Below are 16,837 nucleotides of genomic sequence, written 5' to 3'. Positions count from 1 at the left end.
AAACCCCCGCCCCAGGCGGGGGCTTATATGCCGCTTCGCGGCAAAGTGAGCGTTCTCGATCCGTGTGAGTTTATTGTGTTACGTGAAAACTTTCACCTTGCATGAAGGGGAGAAGTATCTCGTTCAGCTGTTTGTACTCCACGAGGAAGCCGTCGTGGCCGAACGGCGAGTCGATCTCGTGGTACGTGCTGCCGGGGATCATCGCGTGCAGGCGCCGCATCTCGGCCGGTGTGAAGATGATGTCGGTGGTGATGCCGACGACCAGCGTGCGGGCTTCGATGCCCGCCAGCGCCCGTTCCACACCGCCCCGTCCGCGCCCTGCGTCGTGGGTGTCGAACGCATTGAGGATTGCGTAGTAGGAATAGGCGTTGTAGCGGCGGCAGAGCTTTTCGCCCTGATACTGCTGGTAGGTGCAGGCCCGGTGCACCGCGGGAGCCTCTTCGCGGTCCTGCTGGGTGAGGTTGTAGCCCTCGGGGCCGCGGTAGCTCAGCAGGCCGATGGCCCGGGCTGTTGCAAGCCCCTTCATTCCGGCATCGTCGCGCGGCTCCCCGAAGGTCGTGTCGGCCTCGATGGCCATGCGCTGCGTTTCGTCGATGGCGATGGTCCAGGGCGAGGCTTTGGCGTCGGTGGCGATCAGCGCCAGCCGCTCGATCCGCTTAGGTTCCGTGACGGCCCATTCCACGGCCTGAAACCCTCCGACCGAACTGCCCACGAGCGTTGCGATGCGCCCGATGCCGAGGGCTTCGGCCAGCAGCCGGTGCGCCCGGACGATGTCGCGGATGGTGAAGGGCGGAAAATCCCGGTACCAGGGCTTTCCCGTGGCGGGATTGACGTGCAGCGGGCCCGTCGTGCCGTAATGCGAACCGATGATGTTGGCGCAAACGACGAAATACCGCGCGGGGTCGAGAAAACGCCCCGCCTCGACCGTGTGGGGCCACCAGTCGGCGACGTTCGAATTGGCCGTCAGCGCGTGGCAGACCCACACCACGTTGTCCTTCGCGGCGTTCATCGTGCCGTAGGTGTGGTAGGCGATCCGCAGTTCCGGCAGCGTGTGGCCTGTTTCCAGTTCGAAAGGTCCGGGGGCTATGTATATCTGCGGTTCCATCAGTCTATTTTGGAAAAAGCCTGTTCGAAATCCTCGATGATGTCGTCGGCATTCTCCAACCCGAGCGAGATGCGCAGCAGTGTGGGCGTCACGCCCGCCGCTGCGAGGTCGGCGTCGCTGAGCTGTTTATGGGTCGTGGATGCCGGATGGGTCACTACCGTGATCGAGTCGCCGATCATGACCATGTTGGCCGCCAGCCGGAGCGACTCGACGAAGCGAACGGTGCTTTCGAGCGTGCCTTTCAGCTCGACGTTGAAGACCGCCGAAGAGCCGAAGCGATAGTATTTGCGGGCGTTCTCGTGGCTCGGATGGGTGTCGAATCCCACGAAGCTCACGCGCTCCACCTTGGGGTGGCAGCGGCAGTATTCGGCCAGTTTCCGCGCCGATTCCACCTCGTGCTTCACGCGCAGCGAAAGGGTTTCGAGGCCGATCAGCATCAGATAGGAGTCGAACGGCGAGGGGGCGCAGCCCATGTCGCGCAGTCCGTCCACGCGGCATTTCACGATGAACGCCGCCGGGCCGAACGCCTCGTGGAAATTCAGCCCGTGATACCCTTCCGAAGGGCCGTCGATCTGCGGGAATTTGCCGTTCGACCAGTTGTAGTTGCCGCCGTCCACGATGACGCCGCCCAGCCCCGTGCCGTGGCCGTTGATCCACTTGGTCGCGGAGTCCACGACGATGTTCGCACCCCACTCGAAGGGGTTGCAGAGGTAGCCGGCGGCGCCGAACGTGTTGTCGATGACCAGCGGCACGTCGCGCCGCCGGGCCAGTTCGCCCAGCGCTTCGAGGTCGGGCACGGCGCAGGTCGGGTTGCCCATGCTCTCGGCGTAGAGCGCCTTGGTGCGTTCGTCGATCAGCGCCTCGAAATCCTCGGGACGTTCGCTGGAAGCGATGCGGCAGTCGATGCCGAGTTTGCGCAGCGTGATGCGGAATTGGTTGTAGGTGCCTCCGTAAAGGAACGGCGAGGCGACGATGTTGTCGCCCTCGGAGGCCAGCGAGAGCACCGTGACCAGGATGGCCGACATGCCCGACGACACAGCCAGCGCCCCCACTGCGCCGTACAAGGCGGCTATGCGCTGTTCGTAAGCCGTCGTGGTGGGGTTTTGCAGGCGGGTGTAGATGTTGCCCGCCTCGCTCAGGTCGAAGAGCCGGGCCGCGCGGTCGCAGCTTTTGAACCGGTAGGCCGCCGTGGGATAGATCGCCACGCCCCGGGCTCCGGTCGCTTCGTCGGGTTGCAGGCCCGCATGGATTTGGAGGGTTTCGAATCGGTAGTTTTTCGCTTCCATAATTTGTTCATAAAAAAATCCGACCTCAGAGAAGCCGGATTGTATCTGTTCAGTGCATGATCGAGCTACACCCGGCGAGAACGGCTGCACATCATCATGTCCATCATCATACCGCGAAGCATTTCGCGGTCGTGGGATGCGTATGTTTTCCGTGCGTTCATTTCGCTTGCATAACTCTTATGGCGCAAATATATAAAAAATTTTCGAAACGGCCATTTTTCGGCGGAAATTTTATCGTCCGGACGAATGCGGGATTTTGCGGCCTCGGACGGGGCTGTCGGAAACTTTGCATAATGCGATAAAAAAACGATCCGCAGGACAAAACCTGCGGATCGTTCGTTCGGTGGCGTCCGGCTTTACCGGCGGTCGATCAGCTCGATGCCTTTCCGGGTGGCCGCTCCGCGGAGAATGGTGCGGCAGAAGAGGTAGAGCTCCTCCCGGACCGTGCCCGTCAGGCGCAGTTCGTAGAGCGTGTTCATCAGCCGGTCTGCGAATGCCGGAGCGTCGATCTCCGGAAGCAGCAGCTCTTCGTCGCGGCTGGCTTCGAGCCAGCGCGTGATCTCCCGGTGCCAGAATTCCCGGTGTTCGTCGTAATGTTCGGCGAAGATGATCTTGTGGCGGATGTCCGACAGGAAACGAGGGTCCACCGTGTACAGGTTGTCCATATACTCGTTGGCCAGCTTGAGCACCTTTTGCAGCGAATTGCCGCCGCGCCGTTTGCTGCAAGCGACGATGCGTTCCCGCTGCTGGTGGCTCATGTAGTCGAGACAGGCGCCTACCAGATCGTTCTTGTCGGCGAACATTTCGTAGAGGGTGCGCTTCGAGATACCCAGCGTCTGCGCGATCTCATCGACCCGGACGGCACGGATGCCGTTCCGGGCGATGAGTTCCCGCGTGATGCGGATGATCTCCTCTTTGGTCGCTCCCCGTTTCATTATTTTTCCTCCGTGATGTCACGGCCTCCGCCGAGAGCCTGGTAAAGGTTCACGATGCCCTGGATCTCGTCGAACCGGTCGGAAATCTGCGACAAACGGGCCGACAGCAGCGACTGCTGTGCGGTCAGCACTTCGAGGTAGGTGGTCGAACCGTGCTGCATCAGCAGTTCGGTCGATTCCACGGCGCGCTCCATCGCGGCGATCTGGCGGGCCCGGAGGTCCGTCTTCGCGCGGGCCGACTGGCTCTGCACGAGAGCGTTGTTGACCTCGGCGCCGGCGTTGAGCAGCGCCTGCTGGAACGCCAGCAGCGACTCCTCCTGCTGTGCCTTGGCGATCTTCACACGGGCGCGGTTGGCGTTGGCGTTGAAGATCGGTTGCAGGAGCGATCCTGCGGCACTCCAGAGCAGTTTGCCGGGATTGACGATACCTGCGCCGCTGCTGTTGGTCCAGCCCAGCGAGCCGCTCAGCGTGATCGACGGATAGAGAGCCGAACGGGCGCTCGCCGTGGCGTAGTAGGACTGCATCAGCGAGTATTCGGCCGAACGAATGTCGGGGCGGTTCGAAAGCATTTGCAGGGGCACGCCGACCGTCAGGTCATCGGGCAGCTGCTGATTGTCGAGACTGCCGCGGCCGATGGTGTGCGGGGCCTCGCCCAGCAGCGAGCAGAGCGAATTCTCGATCTGCGTGCGCTGGTATGCGATGTCGTGCAACGACGCCTCGATCGAAAGCGTGTTGCCTTCGTACTGGGCTACGCCGGCTTCGTTGGTCATGCCGGCATCCTTCATGGCGCGCATCGTCTCGACGCTCTGACGCCATTTGGCGGCCGTCTCCTCCGTCACGGCATACTGGCTGTCGAGCATCAGCAGCGTGTAGTAGAGGTTCGCCACGCTCGAAATGAGCTGGGTCTTCACCGCCTGCTCGTACTCCTTGCTTTGGAGATAGAGCGCCTTGGCTTTGCGCTTGGCGTTCGTCAGGCCGTTGAAGATGTCGATCTGCCAGCTGGCCGTCACGGGAATCGAGTAGGTTTTCGCCGTCGGCGAGCCGTCGAAGCTGCTCAGACTGCCCTGCGGAGCGAAGTTGAACGACGGCAGGTAAGCCAGGCGTGCCGATTTGAGCGTCGCTTCGGCCTCCTTCACGCGCCAGCCTGCCGATTGCAGGTCGGTGTTGTTTTCCAGCGCCAGCGCGATCAGCGCCTGCAACTGGGGATCGGTGAACATCTCCTGCCAGCGGATGTCGCCCAGGGTCGTCGTGTCGGCGGTCTCCGCCGTGCCGTAGAGCCCTGCGGTGTTCACCTCGGGGCGGGTGTAGGGTTTATAGATGCCGCAGCCGGTCAGCGCCGCCGCAGCGCATATTATCAGGATCTTTTTCATGGGTTACTCCTCCTCTTTCTCGTTTTTACACTCTTCCAGCTCTGCGCGTACGGCCCACTGGGGATCGGGATCGAATTCCAGGGGTTTGACCTTCTCCTGCAACGTCTGGAAGACGATGAACAGCGTCGGTACGATGAACAGCAGCGCCAACGTTCCGACGATCATACCGCCGATGACTCCCGCACCGAGGGTCGAGTTACCGTTGGCACCTACGCCGTGCGAGAGTACCAGCGGGATCATACCGAACACGCAGGTGAGGACGGTCATCAGAATAGGACGCAGACGGGCCTTGGCGGCCGATACGGCGGCCTGCGTGAGGCTCATGCCTGCGGCGCGGCGGTCGGCGGCGTACTCGGTGATCAGAATGGCCGTCTTCGACAGCAGACCGATCAGCATGATGATACCCGTTTGGAGGTAGATGTTGTTTTCCAGACCCATCATCTTGGCCAGCAGGAACGAACCCATCAGACCGCACGGAACTGACAGAATGACGGCGAACGGAATGAGGAAGCTCTCGTACAGGGCGCTCAGGATGAGGTAGATCAGCAGGATACAGATACCGAAGATGATAACGGTGTTGCTGCCCGTCTGCGCCTCCTCGCGCGTGATGCCGTCGAACTCGTAGCCGTAACCCTTGGGCAGAACCTGTGCGGCGACCTCCTGAATGGCCTTGATGGCGTCGCCCGACGAATAGCCGTCGGCGGCCATACCGTTCACGGCGATCGAACTGTACATGTTGAAGCGGTTCAGCACTTCGGAGCTATATACGCGCTTCAGGGTTACGAACTGGCTCAAGGGAGCCATCTCGCCGCTGTTCGAGCGCACGAAGACGTTGTTCAGCGACTCGGTGTCGAGACGGTATTTCGGGTCGGCCTGCATCGTCACGTAGTACATCTTCGAGAAGCGGTTGATGTTCGAAACGTACTGGCCGCCGTAGTAGCCTGCCAGCGTCGAGAGGATCGAAGTCGGCGATATGCCGGCACGCTTGGCCTTCGCAGCGTCGATGTCCACCATGTACTGCGGGAAGTTGATGTTGAAGGTCGAGTATGCGCGGGCGATCTCCGGACGTTGGTTCAGCGCGCCGATGAATTGCAGATAGACGTTATAGAAGTCGCTCAGCTCGCCGCCGGCCTTGTCCTGGAGGTTCATGGAGAAACCGGTCGAGGTACCGTAACCCGAGATCATCGGCGGTGCCACGGCGAAGATCTGTGCGTCCTTGATGTCGGCGGTGCGTCCGTAGATCTGACCGATCACGGCGTTCACGTCGTCCTCCTTGTTCGGACGCTCGTCCCAGTCTTTGAGCTTGATGATGGCCATACCGTACGACGATCCCTGTCCGGCGATCATACCGTAACCGGCCACCTGCATGTAGTCGCGGATCTGCGGAATGCCGTTGATACGTGCCGAAACCTGTTCCATGACCTTGTGGGTCTCGGCGAGCGAGGAACCGGGGGCCGTGGTGACGTTGACCATGATCGTACCCTGGTCCTCGTCGGGAACCAGACCCGTCTTGGTGGAGTTCATCAGCAGCACCAGCGCCGCGAAAGCCAGGCCGAGCGTTGACCACATCAGCCACTTGTGCTTGATGAAGAGCAGTACGCCGTGCTTGTATTTGCCGATCAGTACGCTGAACGCCGTGTTGAAAGCCTTGCGGAAGCGTGCCGCGAAGTTGTCGCGCATCTCGCCGTTTTCGTCGAGATAGGGTTTCAGGATCATGGCGCAGAGGGCCGGCGAGAGCGTAAGTGCGTTGATGGCCGAGATACCTACGGCCACGGCCATCGTGATACCGAACTGCGTGTAGAACACACCCGACGTTCCGCCCATCATGGCGACGGGGATAAACACGGCCATGAAGACCAGCGTCGAGGTTACGATGGCCGACGTGATGCCCGACATGGCATCGACGGTGGCCATGAAAGAGGACTTATATCCCACGTCGAAGCGTGCCTGGACAGCCTCCACCACGATAATGGCGTCATCGACGACCGTACCGATCGCAAGAACCAGCGCGAAGAGGGTCAGCAGGTTGATCGAGAATCCGGCGAATGCGAGGAAGCCGAACGTACCGATCAGCGACACGAGGATCGAGGCGGTCGGGATGAGCGTCGAGCGGATGTCCTGCAAGAAGACGTATACCACCAGAATCACGAGGAGAATAGCCTCGAAGAGGGTCTTGACCACCTCTTTCATCGAGGCGTAGAGGAAGTCGTTCACACTTTGCAGGTGTGCGATGGCGACGCCTTTCGGCAGTTCGGCCTGCACTTCGTCCAGCAGCGCGTTGACATCGTTCACGACCTGCGTGGCGTTCGAACCGGCCGTCTGGAAGATCATCGTGCTGACGCCCGGATGGCCGTTGGTGTAGCCTTTGTAGGCATAGGATTCGCTGCCCAGCTCGATGTCGGCGATGTCTTTCAGGCGCAGGATCGTGCCGTCGGATTTCGCCAGGATCACGATCTCACCGAACTCTTCGGGCGTCTGGTGACGCCCGCGGTATTTCATCGTGTACTGGAACGTGTTCTGCGAGTTTTCGCCCAGCGTACCGGTCGCCGACTCGATGTTCTGCTCGGCAAGCGCGGCCGTCACGTCCGACGGAATGAGCTTGTACTGGGCCATGATGTCGGGTTTCAGCCAGACGCGCATCGAGTAGTCGGCGCCGAGGGTGAATACCTCGCCGACGCCGTGGATACGCTGGATACGCGGCTCGATGTTGATCTTCGAGTAGTTCGCCAGGAAGAATTCGTCGTAGGAGTCGTCGGGGCTGTACAGCGAGAAGATCTTCACCATGGAGGTCTGGCGCTTCATGGTCATGATACCGATCTGCGTGACCTCGGAGGGCAGCTGGCCGGTGGCGCGCGATACCTTGTTCTGTACGTTGACGGCCGCCATGTCGGCGTTGATGCCCTGACGGAAATAGACCGTTACGGAAGCGCTGCCGACGGCTGCGCTCGAAGTCATGTAGGTCATGTCCTCCACGCCGTTGATGGCCTGTTCGAGCGGTACGATGACCGACTTCTGGATCGTTTCGGCGCTGGCGCCCGGATACGAGGCGCGTACCATGACCGTCGGGGGAGCGATGTCCGGATACTGCTCGACGGGCAGCGTCGCAAGGCCGATGATACCGGCGATTACGATTACGATTGATATGACCGACGCCAGTACGGGTCGTTCGATAAAATGTTTGAGTGTCATAGATTATTCCTCCTTTGCGGTTTCAGTTTCCTCGGCAGCTTCGGTTGCGTGAGCCTGCTCGGCCGGAGCAGCCTGTACGGCACCACTTTGTCCCTTCGGTACGATGGGCGTGCCTTCGCGCAGCAGGCCGACGCCTTCGGCTACGATCACGTCGCCCGGCGTGAGTCCCGAACGCACGATGTACTCGCGGCCGTTCGAGAGTTTCTCAACGTCGATGATCGACGAGGATGCCTTGCCGTCCACTACCTTATATACATACACTTTGTCTTGCAGTTCGAACGTCGCGGCCTGCGGAACGGCGATGCAATCCTTGTAGATGCTCGGCAGGATGATGTTGCCTGCGCCGCCGCTGTGCAGCAGTCCGTTCGGGTTGGGGAACGCCGCGCGCAGCGACACGCTGCCCGTCGAGGTGTCGATGACGCCGCTGATCGACTCCACGCGGCCCGGCAGGTCATAGATCGAACCGTCGCTGAGCTGCAACTGCACGGCCGACATGTTTTTGAGCGTTTCGGCGACCGAGCCGTAGCGGCGCGTGAGGTTCAGCAGCTGGTTTTCGTTCATCGAGAAGTAAACGTACATCTCCGAGTTGTCCGACACGGTGGTCAGCGGCTGCGGGATCGAAGCGCTCACCAGTGCGCCGACACGGTACGGCAGCGTGCCGACCACGCCGTTGGCCGGGGCCTTCACGACCGTATAGGAGAGGTTGTTGGCGGCGTTCACGCGCTGTGCCTCGGCCTGTGCGAGCTGAGCCTTGGCCGTCAGCAGGTTGTTGTTGGCCGTTGACAGGTCGTACTGCGAAACGACGTTCTTGGCGAAAAGTTCTTTCTTGCTGTCATAAGTGAGCTGAGCCGTGGCTACGCTGGCTTTGGCGGCCGCGACGTTGGCTTCGGCGGTTTGCAGGGCGGCTTTGTAGGGCACCTGGTCGATGATGAAAAGGGTCTGGCCTTTCGATACCTGCTGGCCTTCCGTGACGCAGAGTTCCGAGATCGTGCCCGCCACCTGCGGATAGATTGCGATGTCCTGACGGCCGCGGATGCTCGCCGAGTAGTTGCTCTGGATCTCGCGGTCGGTGGTGGCTACGGTCATCACGGCGTATTCGCCGGGACCCATTGCCGTAGGCGCCTGCCCACAGGCGACGGCTGCCATGCAGTATGCCGCTAAGGCAGCCTTCACAAATGTTTGCTTCATAACTTTTCCTTTAACTTTTTGAACTAAAAAACTTTTTCAGGTGCAAAAGTATTCTAAAAACGGTGCCGATATGCCTTTTATTGCGAACAGAATTGGTACTTTTCGGAATAAATTCGGGGGATTTATCGAATAATTCATTATTTTTGTTCGAAAAAAGAAATGATTATGTCTCAGGTGAATCCGATAATTACCACCCCGGAAGAGCAGTTCGTCGTCGGAGAGTCCGATTTCGCCTTCTTCGACAACTACGCATGCCGTATCGAAGGCGGGGCGTTTCTGTTCTGCCGCAGCGGCAGCGCGCAGGCATCCGTCAACCAGTATCAGGGCGAGGTGCGGCGCAATACGATGGTGCTGCTGCTGCCCGGTTCGATTCTGCTGCTCACCGACCGCACGGAGGATTTCAGGGTGACATTCTGCGCTTTTTCGCGCGATCTTTTCGCCGAGGCGGCGTTCCGTCTGGACCCTTCGTTCTTCCGTACCCTGGGCGAGCGGCCGATCTCCTACCCTCCGGCGCGGGTCGTCGAAGGGGCTGCGATCTGGTTCCAGATGGCGGCCTACACCTACCGCGACCGGAACAACGTGTTCCGCAATACGATCATCAAAAACCGTCTGCAAAACGTGCTGCTGGAGAGTTACGACAAGATGCAGCGCTTCGCCGCACGGCAGCCGCGGACGCCCGAGGTCACCACGCGGCAGACCGATCTTTTCCAGCGTTTCGTGGCCCTCGTGCACGAATACTGCTCGCAGGAACGCGAGGTCGCGTTCTATGCCGACAAACTCTGCATATCGACCCGTTACCTCTCGACCATCGTGCGGAGCGTGGCGAGGAGTTCGGCCAAGGAGTTCATCGACCGGGCGGTGATCCTCGAAATCAAGATGATGCTTCAATCGACCGACCTTTCGGTGCAGGAGATCGCCTACCGGCTTCGGTTCCCCGACCAGTCGTATCTGGGGCGCTTTTTCAAGAAACACACCGGGGAGTCGCCCACCGAGTACCGGAATATGCGGAAATAACGCCCGGGAGGGGTGGAGTGTGCTGCGCTTTTGGAATCGGAATTGCAGTGAAATATCAATCCTAAAAAAGTGATGATATGAGCAAGACTGTTGAAATTCTCGGGGAGCAGGCCGGTTATTACCTCTCCCACGTATGCCGCACGATCGACAAGAAGTCGCTGTACCTGCCGGGACCCGACACCGTGGAGCGCATCTGGACGGATTCCGACCGCAACATCCGCACGCTGGGCAGCCTCCGGTGGATTCTCTCGAACGGCCGCCTGGGCGGCACGGGCTATGTCTCGATCCTGCCCGTGGATCAGGGCATCGAGCACTCCGCGGGGGCCTCGTTCGCCCCGAATCCCGCCTATTTCGATCCGGAGAACATCGTGAAGCTGGCCCTCGAGGGCGGCTGCAATGCCGTGGCTTCGACCTTCGGCGTGCTCGGGGCCGTGGCCCGGAAATATGCGCACAGGATACCGTTCATCGTCAAGCTCAACCACAACGAGCTGCTTTCCTATCCCAACTCCTACGACCAGGTCCTGTTCGGCTCGGTGCGCGATGCGTGGAACATGGGCGCCGCGGCCGTCGGGGCTACGATCTATTTCGGTTCGGAGCAGAGCCGCCGGCAGCTGGTCGAGATCGCCCGCGCCTTCGACGAGGCGCATGAACTGGGCATGGCGACGATCCTGTGGTGTTACCTGCGCAACGAGGGATTCAAAAAGGAGGGCGTCGATTACCATGCCTCGGCCGACCTCACTGGGCAGGCCGACCATCTGGGCGTGACGATCAAGGCCGACATCGTGAAGCAGAAACTCCCGTCGAACAACGGCGGCTTCCGGGCCGTCGGCTTCGGCAAGACCGGCGACAAGGTCTACACGGAACTGACCTCCGACCACCCTATCGACCTTTGCCGTTATCAGGTGGCCAACGGCTACATGGGCCGCGTGGGGCTTATCAACTCGGGCGGCGAGTCGCACGGGGAGTCCGATCTGAAAGAGGCGGTCACGACGGCCGTCGTCAACAAGCGCGCCGGCGGCATGGGGCTCATCAGCGGCCGCAAAGCCTTTCAGCGTCCGATGAAGGAGGGCATCGCGCTGCTGCACGCCGTTCAGGACGTTTATCTCGACGACGAGGTGACGATCGCATAATATTGCGGCCGTGGAAAACGTTCTTATACAGTAATCAAACGTGCAATTATGAAAATAACGCTTTTCGGAACACAGCCTTACGACAAGGAGTCTTTCGAGCGCATCCGCGACGCTTACGGATTCGATATATGCTACCACCGCAGCCATCTGAACGCCAATAACGTAGCTCTTGCCAGGGGCTCCGATGCGGTCTGCATCTTCGTCAACGACACGGCCGACGCCGAAACCATCCGCCAGCTGGCCGATCTGAACGTGAAGCTGATCGCGCTGCGCTGTGCGGGCTTCAACAACGTGGACCTGAATGCCGCGGCCCGCTACGGGATTCCCGTGGTGCGGGTTCCGGCCTATTCGCCGCATGCCGTGGCCGAACACGCCGTGGCGCTGATGCTGGCGCTCAACCGCAAGGTCCACCGCGCCTACTGGCGCACGCGCGACGGCAATTTCTCGCTCCACGGCCTGCTGGGATTCGACATGTACGGCAAGACCGCCGGCATCGTCGGCACGGGCAAGATCGCCCGCGAGCTGATCCGCATCCTCAAGGGCTTCGGCATGACGGTCGTGGCCTACGATCCCTACCCCGACCGGCGCTACGCCGCCGAGGCAGGCATTACCTACGTGTCGCTCGACGAGTTGTACAGCCGTGCGGACATCATCTCGCTGCACTGCCCCCTGACCGACAGGACGCGCTACATGATCGGCGACGTGGCCATCTCGCACATGAAGCCGGGCGTGATCCTCATCAACACGGGCCGCGGCCAGCTGATCCACACCGAGGCGCTGATCGACGGGCTGAAGGAGAAGAAGATCGGGGCCGCGGGGCTGGATGTCTACGAGGAGGAGGCCGACTACTTCTACGAGGACACCTCGGACCGGATCATGGACGACGACGTGCTGGCGCGCCTGCTGTCGTTCAACAACGTGATCGTCACCTCGCATCAGGGATTTTTCACACGTGAAGCATTGGATAATATAGCGCATACTACGTTGCAGAATATCAGCGATTTTTCGGAACACCGGGAGCTGGTGAACGAGGTGCGCGCCGAACCCGAAAACGCAGTCGTAAAATAGCCATGAAAAAGATCGTTTTGCTCCGCCACGGCGAGAGCGTATGGAACAGGGAGAACCGGTTCACGGGGTGGACCGATGTGGATTTGAGCGAAAAGGGCGTCGCCGAGGCGGTGAAAGCCGGGGAGACGCTCCGCAAGGAGGGGTTTCATTTCGGATGCGCCTATACCTCTTATTTGAAACGGGCCGTGAAGACCCTCGATGTCGTGCTCGATCGGATGGATCTGGACTGGATTCCGGTGACGAAGACGTGGCGGCTCAACGAGAAGCACTACGGCATGTTGCAGGGGCTGAACAAGCGCGAGACGGCCGAGAAGTACGGCGACGAGCAGGTGCATGTCTGGCGCCGCAGCTACGACGTGGCTCCCGCGCCCTTGGCCGAGGATGATCCGCGCAATCCGCGCCTCGATCCCCGTTATGCAGGGATTCCCGATGCCGAACTGCCCCGCACCGAGTCGCTCTGCGACACCGTGGCCCGCACGATGCCCTATTGGGAGTGCGAGATACTCCCGGCGCTGGCCCGTTACGATCAGGTGCTGGTCGTGGCCCACGGCAACAGCCTGCGCGGCATCATCAAGAACCTGAAAGGCATTTCGGACGAGGCCATTTCGGAATTCAACCTCCCGACGGCCGTGCCCTACGTCTTCGAATTCGACGAGGGGTTGGGCTATGTGAAGGACTATTTCCTGGGCGATCCCGCCGAGATCGCCAAACTGATGGAGGCCGTCGCCAACCAGGGCAAGGCGTAAGACGCCCCTTTTAGTGGCACTTGTCGGTTCGGTCGCTTTTGAACCGGTTTTCTGCTCCCGCCCGCTCTCTGAGCGGGCTTTTTTGTACCGCTCTTCGAATCGGCGTCTTACGCCGACGGCCCGAAATGTGTAAAATTGGTATGCCGAACCGTAATCCGGGTACGAATTTATTGCACGAACCACCCTATTTTTGCATCGTGAACCCGCCGACGGGCGGACGGAACGAACCTGATAAAAACAGAAACGATATGTATTTGGAGAAAATCGACTCCCCGGCAGATGTGAAACGGCTTTCCGTCGGGGAACTCACCCTGCTGAGCGGTGAGATCCGTGAAGCGCTGCTGCACAAGGTCAGCGCGCACGGCGGGCACTTCGGGCCCAATCTGGGCATGGTCGAGGCGACCGTGGCCCTGCACTATGTTTTCGATTCGCCGAAAGACAAGCTCGTCTTCGACGTTTCGCACCAGAGTTACGTGCACAAGATGCTGACCGGACGCCGCCGGGCGTTCCTCGATCCTGCGGAATACGACGGGGTTTCGGGTTATTCCGAACCGTCGGAGAGCGAACACGACCACTTCGTCATCGGCCACACCTCCACGTCGGTCAGTCTGGCGGGAGGACTGGCCAAAGCCCGCGACTTGCAGGGCGGCGAAGGGAATGTCGTGGCCGTCATCGGCGACGGATCGCTGAGCGGAGGCGAGGCGTTCGAGGGGCTGGACTACGCCGCCGAACTGGGCACGAATTTCATCGTCGTCGTGAACGACAACCAGATGTCCATTGCCGAGAATCACGGCGGGCTCTACGGCAATCTGCAAGAGCTGCGCGAAAGCGGCGGAAACTGCGCCTGCAACTTCTTCCGGGCGATGGGTTTCGATTATCGCTATGTCGCCGACGGCAACGACGTGGGGGCTCTGATCGGGGCGTTCTCCGCCGTGAAGGATACGGCGCATCCCGTCGTCGTGCATATCAATACGCTGAAAGGCAAGGGATACGCCCGTGCCGAGCAGGACCGGGAGACCTACCATTGGCGGGCGCCGTTCGACCTGGCGACGGGCGAACCGACGGCTCCGGCCGGAGCGGAGGGGTACGATGCGCTGACGGCGCGCTATCTGCTCGAACGGATGAAGCAGGACCCGCGCGTGGTGGCCATTACGTCGGGAACCCCCTCGGTGATGGGCTTCACGCCGGAGCGCCGCCGGGAGGCCGGGGCGCAGTTCGTGGATGTCGGCATCGCCGAGGAGCATGCCGTGGCACTGGCCTCCGGAATTGCCAGGGGCGGCGGCAAACCCGTCTACGGGGTTTACAGCACGTTCATTCAGCGGGCGTACGACCAGCTTTCGCAGGACCTTTGCATCAACGGCAATCCGGCCGTGCTGCTGGTTTTCTGGGGCTCACTGACGGCGATGAACGACGTTACGCACCTCTGTTTCTTCGACATTCCGCTGCTGGGGAACATTCCGAATCTGGTCTATCTGGCTCCGACCTGCCGGGAGGAGTATTTCGCCATGTTGGATTGGAGCATGCGCCAGACGGAACACCCCGTGGCCATCCGCGTTCCGGCCGCGGAGGTTTCCTCGCGCGAGGGGTTCGTCGCGGCGGATTACGGCGAGCTGAACCGCTACGAGGTCGTCCGTCGGGGAAGCGGCGTGGCCGTCGTGGCGCTGGGTTCCTTCTTCGGGCTCGGCGAGGAGGTTGCGGAGCTGCTGAAAGAGCGGACGGGAATCGAAGCCACGCTGATCAATCCGCGCTACATTACCGGCATCGACGAAGCGCTGCTGTCGGAACTGAAAGCCGATCACCGGCTGGTGGTGACGCTGGAAGACGGCGTGCTGGACGGCGGTTTCGGCGAGAAGATCGCACGCTTCTACGGCACGTCGGAGATGAAGGTGCTCAACTGCGGGGCCCGGAAGGAGTTCGCAGACCGCTTCGATCCCGAAGAGTTCCTGCGCGAAAACCGGCTCACGCCCGGACAGATCGTAGAGGATGTCGTCACAGTCATGAATTGAGCTATGAAACGGAAATTATGGATTTTAACCGTGTTCGGTGTCGTGTCCGTCCTGGCGGCGGGCACGCTGCCGGCACAAGAGAGACGTATGGAAAACGAAAAGACTTTTCAACAGATGTTTCCGCAGGGCGAACCGCTTCCGGAACAGTTTTCGAAGTATTTTACCGGGCAGGCCTGGCTGGCCCGCCTGACGACGGACGCGGCGCTGAACGTCCCCGTGTCGAACGTCACCTTCTCGCCCGGATGCCGCAACAACTGGCACAGCCATACGGGCGGTCAGCTTCTGATCGCCGTCGGCGGACGGGGCTACTATCAGGAAAAGGGCCGGCCGGCCCGGGAGCTGCTGCCGGGCGACGTGGTGGAGATCGCTCCCGACGTGGTGCACTGGCACGGGGCGGCTCCCGACAGCTGGTTCTCCCATCTGGCCGTCGAGTGCAACCCTGCGACCAATGTGAACACGTGGCTGGAACCCGTCGATGATGCGCAGTATGATGCGGCGACGGCTTCGCGTCCGGTTTTTTCCGAAGGAATTCCGGTGGACGGGGCGAAAGATCCCGAATTATTCGAAATTTTTGATAACTTTGCGCTCGGCGAGGTGCTCGGACACGGCGGACTCGACGCCCGGACGCGGCTGATGTGCATTCTGGCGTCGAACGTCGCTTCGCAGGGCCGCGCCGCATTCCGGGCGACGCTCGATGCGGCGCTCGGGGCGGGCGTTACGCCCGTTGAGGTGAAAGAGGTTCTTTATCAGGCGGTTCCTTATGTCGGCATGGCGAAGGTTGCTGATTTCATCGGGGCGGCCAACGACGTGTTGGAGGCCCGCGGCGTCGGCCTGCCTCTCGAAGGACAGTCAACGACGACCCCTGCGGACCGTTTCGAAAAGGGACTGGCCGTGCAGCGGTCGATTTTCGGCGCCGGGCACATCGACGCGATGCGGGAGGCGGCTCCCGAGAATCAGAAGCATATCCAGCAATATCTGTCGGACAACTGCTTCGGGGATTTCCTGACCCGCGGGGGACTGGACGTGAAGACGCGCGAGCTGGTGACCTTCTCGCTGCTCGTGTCGCTCGGCGGCTGCGAACCGCAGGTGAAGGGGCACATCGCCGGCAACGTGAACCTCGGCAACGACAAGGCTGTCCTGCTGGCCGTCGTGACGCAGCTTCTGCCCTACATAGGCTATCCGCGGACGCTGAACGCCATCGGATGCCTGAACGAAGTGCTGCCTGAATGACGAATGACGTGAATAACCTGCATTGACGATATGGCCAGAAAAGTTTTGATAATCTCATCCAGTCCGCGGCGCGGCGGAAATTCCGACCTGCTGTGCGACCGTTTCATGGAGGGAGCCCGCGAAGCGGGTCTCGAAGTCGAGAAGGTGTTTCTCAAAGACCTGAAGATCAATTATTGTACGGGGTGCAACCGCTGCTACAACGGCGAGCATCCCTGCCCCCAGCGGGACGATGCCGCCGGGGTGTTGGAGAAGATGGTCGCCGCGGATGTGATCGTGATGGCCACGCCGGTCTATTTCTACACGGTGTGCGGCCAGATGAAGACGCTGATCGACCGCTGCTGCGCCCGCTATACCGAGATGACCGACAAGGAGTTCTACTTTATCCTGACGGCCGCCGAGGAGAGCATTCCGATGATGGAGCGCACGGTGGAGTGTTTCCGCGGATTCCTCGACTGTCTCGAAGGGCCCGTGGAGCGCGGCGTGGTCTACGGTGTCGGGGCCTGGCACGTCGGGGAGATCGAATCCTCGCCCGCGATGCAGGAGGCGTACGAACTGGGCCTGCGGGCGTGA

13 protein-coding genes are annotated in these 16,837 nt (G+C 60.9%); 7 read left to right on the top strand and 6 right to left on the bottom strand.

Translation table 11 applies throughout. The features are described 5' to 3' along the window. Positions 1-70: 70 nt before the first annotated feature. The 6 genes from NQ519_RS15920 to NQ519_RS15895 form a co-directional block, all read right to left on the bottom strand. Positions 71-1,105, bottom strand: coding sequence for a homoserine O-acetyltransferase family protein (locus tag NQ519_RS15920; RefSeq protein ID WP_019150173.1), 1,035 nt, complete (start codon positions 1,103-1,105; stop codon positions 71-73). Beyond that, a complete protein-coding gene (locus tag NQ519_RS15915; protein ID WP_019150174.1) occupies positions 1,105-2,391 on the bottom strand; it encodes an O-acetylhomoserine aminocarboxypropyltransferase/cysteine synthase family protein in 1,287 nt (428 codons plus the stop codon). Before NQ519_RS15915 ends, NQ519_RS15920 begins: the two co-directional genes overlap by 1 nt. Positions 2,392-2,747: 356 nt before the next feature. Next, positions 2,748-3,326, bottom strand: a complete 579-nt coding sequence (locus tag NQ519_RS15910; protein ID WP_019150175.1) for a TetR/AcrR family transcriptional regulator — start codon at positions 3,324-3,326, stop codon at positions 2,748-2,750. Then, a complete protein-coding gene (locus NQ519_RS15905; protein ID WP_019150176.1) occupies positions 3,326-4,696 on the bottom strand; it encodes an efflux transporter outer membrane subunit in 1,371 nt (456 codons plus the stop codon). Before NQ519_RS15905 ends, NQ519_RS15910 begins: the two co-directional genes overlap by 1 nt. Before the next feature lie 3 nt (positions 4,697-4,699). Then, entirely contained in the window at positions 4,700-7,885 is a 3,186-nt protein-coding gene (locus NQ519_RS15900; RefSeq protein ID WP_019150177.1) for an efflux RND transporter permease subunit, read from the bottom strand. A gap of 3 nt (positions 7,886-7,888) precedes the next feature. Next, positions 7,889-9,073 carry an efflux RND transporter periplasmic adaptor subunit gene (locus NQ519_RS15895; protein ID WP_026076402.1) on the bottom strand — a complete coding sequence of 395 codons (1,185 nt, stop codon included), beginning with the start codon at positions 9,071-9,073 and terminating at the stop codon, positions 7,889-7,891. A gap of 165 nt (positions 9,074-9,238) precedes the next feature. On the opposite strand from NQ519_RS15895, the gene NQ519_RS15890 reads away from it, so the two are divergent. The 7 genes from NQ519_RS15890 to NQ519_RS15860 all read left to right on the top strand — a co-directional run bounded on the left by NQ519_RS15890 (position 9,239) and on the right by NQ519_RS15860 (position 16,837). Beyond that, positions 9,239-10,087, top strand: a complete 849-nt coding sequence (locus NQ519_RS15890) for a helix-turn-helix domain-containing protein (protein WP_019150179.1) — start codon at positions 9,239-9,241, stop codon at positions 10,085-10,087. A 77-nt stretch (positions 10,088-10,164) separates the two neighbouring features. Further along, complete coding sequence (locus NQ519_RS15885; RefSeq protein WP_019150180.1) at positions 10,165-11,217, top strand: class I fructose-bisphosphate aldolase; 1,053 nt, start codon at positions 10,165-10,167, stop codon at positions 11,215-11,217. 48 nt (positions 11,218-11,265) lie between these two features. Further along, complete coding sequence (locus tag NQ519_RS15880) at positions 11,266-12,285, top strand: 2-hydroxyacid dehydrogenase (RefSeq protein WP_019150181.1); 1,020 nt, start codon at positions 11,266-11,268, stop codon at positions 12,283-12,285. A gap of 2 nt (positions 12,286-12,287) precedes the next feature. Next, positions 12,288-13,031 (top strand): 2,3-diphosphoglycerate-dependent phosphoglycerate mutase, encoded by a 744-nt coding sequence (gene gpmA / locus NQ519_RS15875; protein ID WP_019150182.1) that lies wholly within the window; start codon positions 12,288-12,290, stop codon positions 13,029-13,031. A 248-nt stretch (positions 13,032-13,279) separates the two neighbouring features. Next, positions 13,280-15,037, top strand: a complete 1,758-nt coding sequence (locus NQ519_RS15870) for a 1-deoxy-D-xylulose-5-phosphate synthase (protein WP_026076403.1) — start codon at positions 13,280-13,282, stop codon at positions 15,035-15,037. 87 nt (positions 15,038-15,124) lie between these two features. Beyond that, on the top strand, positions 15,125-16,267 hold the full coding sequence (locus NQ519_RS15865) for a cupin domain-containing carboxymuconolactone decarboxylase family protein (protein ID WP_083871052.1): 1,143 nt from the start codon (positions 15,125-15,127) through the stop codon (positions 16,265-16,267). 30 nt (positions 16,268-16,297) lie between these two features. Then, positions 16,298-16,837: a flavodoxin family protein gene (locus tag NQ519_RS15860; RefSeq protein WP_026076405.1), complete on the top strand. Its 540-nt coding sequence runs from the start codon at positions 16,298-16,300 to the stop codon at positions 16,835-16,837.

It is taken from the genome of Alistipes senegalensis JC50 (assembly GCF_025145645.1).
GTDB classification, from domain to species: domain Bacteria; phylum Bacteroidota; class Bacteroidia; order Bacteroidales; family Rikenellaceae; genus Alistipes; species Alistipes senegalensis.
Note: the sequence above shows the minus strand (reverse complement) of the source record. Positions and strands in the feature narration are given on the sequence as shown.